Origin of the sequence: Arthrobacter sp. Soil736, assembly GCF_001428005.1 — a bacterium.
In the GTDB taxonomy this organism is placed as follows: domain Bacteria; phylum Actinomycetota; class Actinomycetes; order Actinomycetales; family Micrococcaceae; genus Arthrobacter.
This window is the reverse complement of record NZ_LMSB01000058.1, coordinates 1-4804: the sequence shown is the minus strand read 5'-3', so window position 1 is coordinate 4804 and position 4804 is coordinate 1. Positions and strand designations below refer to the sequence as shown.

2 protein-coding genes are annotated in these 4804 nt (G+C 68.2%); both read left to right on the top strand.

Going from position 1 to position 4804, the window contains the following annotated elements:
* Window positions 1-239: 239 nt before the first annotated feature.
* Complete coding sequence (locus tag ASG92_RS24570; RefSeq protein WP_056634846.1) at window positions 240-1343, top strand: LacI family DNA-binding transcriptional regulator; 1104 nt, start codon at window positions 240-242, stop codon at window positions 1341-1343.
* Between the two features lie 101 nt (window positions 1344-1444).
* A complete protein-coding gene (locus ASG92_RS24565; RefSeq protein WP_082579717.1) occupies window positions 1445-4504 on the top strand; it encodes a glycoside hydrolase family 2 TIM barrel-domain containing protein in 3060 nt (1019 codons plus the stop codon).
* Window positions 4505-4804 lie beyond the last annotated feature (300 nt).

The window sequence follows — 4804 nt, the reverse complement described above, 5'->3', positions numbered from 1 at the left end:
TCACCACACCGACGCCGGCCGGGCACACGCAGGCACACCACGCGCCGTCGTCACCCGCGGGAAGTGAGAGAGCGTCCGCGATTTAACCGCAGGAAGTGAGAGAGCGTCCGCGATTATCCGGCAGGAAGTGAGAGAGCGCCGCCGTGGGAGGCGCGGAAGGTGAGAGAGGGTTCCGCCGGGCGTTCCGCCGTCGGACCTCAAACCAGCCGAGTCGGTGCCCGCATCTAGACTTACCAACTATGACCACCTCTTCCGGCGATGCTTCCTCCGGCCTCGGTCCGGGTGCACCTGGCGGGCCCGCCAAGCGCGCCACCATCCTTGACGTGGCAGCCGCTGCCGGCGTCTCGAGGCAAACCGTTACCCGGGCCATGAACGCGATGCCGGGTATTCGGCAGGAAACGCGTGAGCGCGTCCAGGAAACAGCGCGCCAATTGGGGTACACGCCCAGCCGCTTTGCCAAGGGGCTGGTCCAGGGAGCTCGCACTTCGGTGGGGCTGGCCATTCCTGACCTCACCAACCCGTACTATCCGGCATTTGCCTCCAGCGTGGTTGAGCTGGCCACGCAACGCGGCTGGCATGTCGTCATGGATGATTACGGTCACGGCGGGGCCACCGGTGTCGAGTCGGTGCAGCATCTCGCCCCACAGGTGGACGCCGTGATCGGATACCTGGGCGGCGCCGCGGACGAAGCGCAGGCGATCCTTGGGCGCCGGCCCCTGGTGGTTCTCGACCAGCCGGCGGGGTCTGCGTCCGGCGGGATCACCTTTGACTACGCCCACGCCGCCCGGACCGCGCTGGAGCACCTGCAGGCCAGGGGCTGCCGCCAGCTGGCCTACATCGACCGCGCGGGCACGGACCACGGCGCCCCGGAACCGGTGCACGACGGAGGGCCAAGGCCTGGACCAGGCCCCGTCCAAGGCGTCGTGACCGTGCGAGGGCAGGCGTTCGCCCGCGGCGCGGCTGCCGCCGGGGTGGCCCTGGCGGTGTCGGTTTCCCCGGAGTCGGCGGCCGCGGCCCGGCAGGTGACGCGGCGGCTCCTCGACGAGCACCCCGGTACGGACGGGATCGTGGTGTTCAACGACCTCATGGCGGCGGGCGTCCTGAAGGCTCTGGCGGATTCGGGCCGGGCGGTCCCTGCTGATTGCGCCGTTATCGGCATGGACGGCATCCCGCTCGGAGAGCTGCTGACGCCTGAGCTGACCACGCTCGCGCTCGACCTGCGGGAAGTGGGGAGGGCCGCCGTCGAACTTCTGGACGGCTTGCTTACCGGGTCCCTCAATCCGGCCGGCCCGGGCACGGAGCTGGTGCTCCGTCACCAGCTGGTGCTGCGCCAGTCCGCCTGACCGGACGCCGGGCCCTACCCAAATGATGTGGATGACAGTACGCTTGTACAAGTTCGTGAACGTTCACGGAAATTATCCAAGGCCCACCCAGGGGAACAAACATGTCAGTCGATTCATCCACTGTGCCCGCCGGTTCACGGCCGGCGACGCCAGCCAACCGATTCCTCGACATGGCTGCAGACGAAGTCCGGGAACTCGAGTCCGTGGCACCTGCGGACGGTGCACTACCAGCGCGCGCATACCTGCACAGCGATGCCCCCCGGAAGGTCCTGAACGGCATTTGGAAGTTCCGGCTTCACGGCGGGGCGAGGCTGGCCCCTCAGGACGGTTGGCAGCTGGGTCGGGACCTGGCGGGCTTCGGCGAGTTGCCGGTGCCGTCCAGCTGGCCCATGCACGGCCACGGTACGCCTTGGTACACGAACGTCCAGTATCCGTTTGCCGTGGAACCGCCCCACGTGCCGGACGCAAACCACATCGGCGACCACCTCCTGGAGTTCGAGGCCGGCCCCGAGTTCTTTCCGCGCTCGGTTCTTCGCTTTGACGGCATCGAATCCGCCGGCACTGTATGGCTGAACGGAACCAGGCTCGGCACCACGCGCGGCAGCCGCCTCGCCCACGAGTTCGAAGTCACCAACGTACTGGTCCCGGGCACGAACACCCTGGCCGTCCGCGTCGCCCAGTTCTCGGCGGCCAGCTACCTGGAGGACCAGGACATGTGGTGGCTGCCGGGCATCTTCCGGGACGTCACCCTGCAGTCCCGGCCGCACAACGGCATCGACGACGTCTTTGTCCACGCCGGATATGACCATCTCACCGGAGAAGGGATCCTCAAGGTGGAGGCAACCCGGGCCGGCGAGGCGATTGACGCCGTCGTGCGCGTTGGCGAGCTGGAACTGGAGCTGCCCGCGGGAAGTGAGCAGCGCATCCCGGCGGTTGAGCCGTGGTCGGCCGAGCTGCCACGGCTTTACGCGGCGACCGTCAGCACGGCCGGCGAGACGGTGGAACTTCAGCTCGGGTTCCGCAGCATCGCCATCGAGGACGCGCAGTTCAAGGTCAACGGCCAGCGGATCCTGCTGCGCGGCGTGAACCGACATGAACATGATCCGCGTCTCGGCCGCGCTGTCCCGCGCGAGGTCATGGAGAGCGAGCTGCGGCTCATGAAGCAGCACAACATCAACGCCATCCGCACCTCCCATTACCCGCCGCACCCGGAATTCCTGGCCCTCGCGGACCGGCTCGGATTCTACGTGGTGCTGGAGTGCGATCTGGAGACCCACGGCTTCGAAAGCGCGGGCTGGCGGCAGAATCCCAGTGACGACCCCCGGTGGGAGCCGGCTCTGCTGGACAGGATGCGGCGCACCGTTGAGCGGGACAAGAACCACGCCTGTGTGGTCATGTGGTCGCTGGGAAACGAGTCCGGCACCGGGCGGAACCTGGCGGCCATGTCCCGCTGGACCAAGCACCGCGACCCCTCCCGGCCCATCCATTACGAGGGTGACTGGAGCTCGCCCTACGTGGACGTCTATTCACGGATGTACGCGGACCAGGCCGAAACCGCGCTGATCGGTCAGGGAATTGAGCCGGCCCTGGGCGATCCCGAGCTTGATGCCCGCCGCCGCGCCATGCCCTTTGTCCTCTGCGAATACGTGCACGCGATGGGCAACGGTCCGGGCGGAATGACCGAGTACCAGGAGCTCTTCGACCGGTATCCGCGCCTCATGGGCGGCTTCGTCTGGGAGTGGCTGGAACATGGGATCACCCGCACTGCGGACGACGGCCAGGAGTACTTCGTCTACGGCGGGAACTTTGGTGAGGAAATTCACGACGGCAACTTCGTCACGGACGGCCTCGTGGACGCCGACCGCAATCCGAGGCCCGGGCTGCTGGACTTCAAGAAGGTCATTGAGCCGCTGGCCATCACCGTCGCGGCAGACTGGACCAGCTTCACCGTCGCCAGCAAATTCGACTTCGCGGACACCTCCGCACTCCGGTTCCGCTACTCCGTGGAGGCCGACGGCGGCACTCTCGACGGCGGCCCGGTGGCGGTTGCGCCGTTGGCGCCCCGCGGCGAAACCACCATTCAGCTCCCGGCCGGGCTAGCTGCCTTGGCCGGCGATGCGGCAGCGGTGCTGACTATCCGCGCCGAACTGGCGGAGGAGGCCGAGTGGGCCGACGCCGGACATGAGGTCGCGTGGGGCCAGGCCTTCCTCAACGCGCCCGTGGCGCCGCAGGTCCGTGCCACTGAAGCCGCAGCTGTGGCCGGCGCGCCGGATCCTGAGGACAGCACACCCGGCGCCGGCGCCGGAACCGATGAGCTCCTGCTGGGACCGGCTGCCTTCTCCCGGGCCACCGGAGCGCTGACCCGTCTTGGCGGACTGCCGGTGGACGATCTCCGGCTTGTGCTGTGGCGCGCCCCGACGGACAACGACCACGGAGTGGACTGGTGGGGGAACCCCGAAGCCCCGACCCTCGCGCAGCGATGGGTCGCCGCAGGCCTCAACCGGCTCCACTCCCGGCTGATCGGCATCACGGCCGTCCCGGACCCGGACGGCGGCGACGCCTTGGAGATCCGCACGCGAGTCGGTATCGCGGACAAGCAGTACGGGGTGTTCGTGGACTACACGTGGACAAGCGACGGCGAAAGGCTCAGCCTGCGGACGCGGGTTCGGCCGGACGGGGACTGGAGCGACAGGGGCCGCGACGTACCCTGGGCGCGGATCGGACTGGAGCTGGTGCTGGGCACGGGAGCCCGGCACGTCGACTGGTTCGGGCAAGGTCCCCACCAGGCGTACCCGGACACCGGCCAGGGCACGCGCAAGGGATGGCACTCGCTGGCTGCCGCGGATATGGCCGTTGACTACGTCCGCCCGCAGGAGTCCGGTGCCCGCGCGGCCGTGCACAGCGCAACGCTGCAGCTGGACGCCGGGAACCTGGCCATCAGCGGGCAACCCTTCGCCCTGACCGTCAGGCCGTACAGCCAGGCGGCACTGGACGCCGCCAACCACCAGCCGGACCTGGTGCCGGACGGACGCACCTATGTCTACCTCGACCACATCCAACGCGGAGTGGGGACCGGTGCCTGCGGGCCCGGAGTGCTGGACGCATACCGGATCGCTCAACGGGAGGCAGATTTCACCTGGGTCTTCGAAGCCAAAGGCTGACCGGTCTGGCCAGCTTGGCAGTGGGGCCGGCTACCGGCAGGATGCGGCTTTGCCGTTCTGGCGCGGCCTGACACGCTGCCGGTAGTAATGTGACGCGCTCCACAGTGGACAAATGACCGCGAATCCGCCCGGCGGCCATCCTGGAAGGCCCAGAAATCCCTGTAAATCCGGGGATTTCAGCGCCTGCTGCAGGGGTACCGAGGTGGGTTTGCGGTGGGGGTGGGGTGGGTGTATTGTTTTCTAAGTCGCCGAGAGGGGGCCGGCGAGGAGCTGGTTACCGGAGGCGGCCAATCCCCTTCT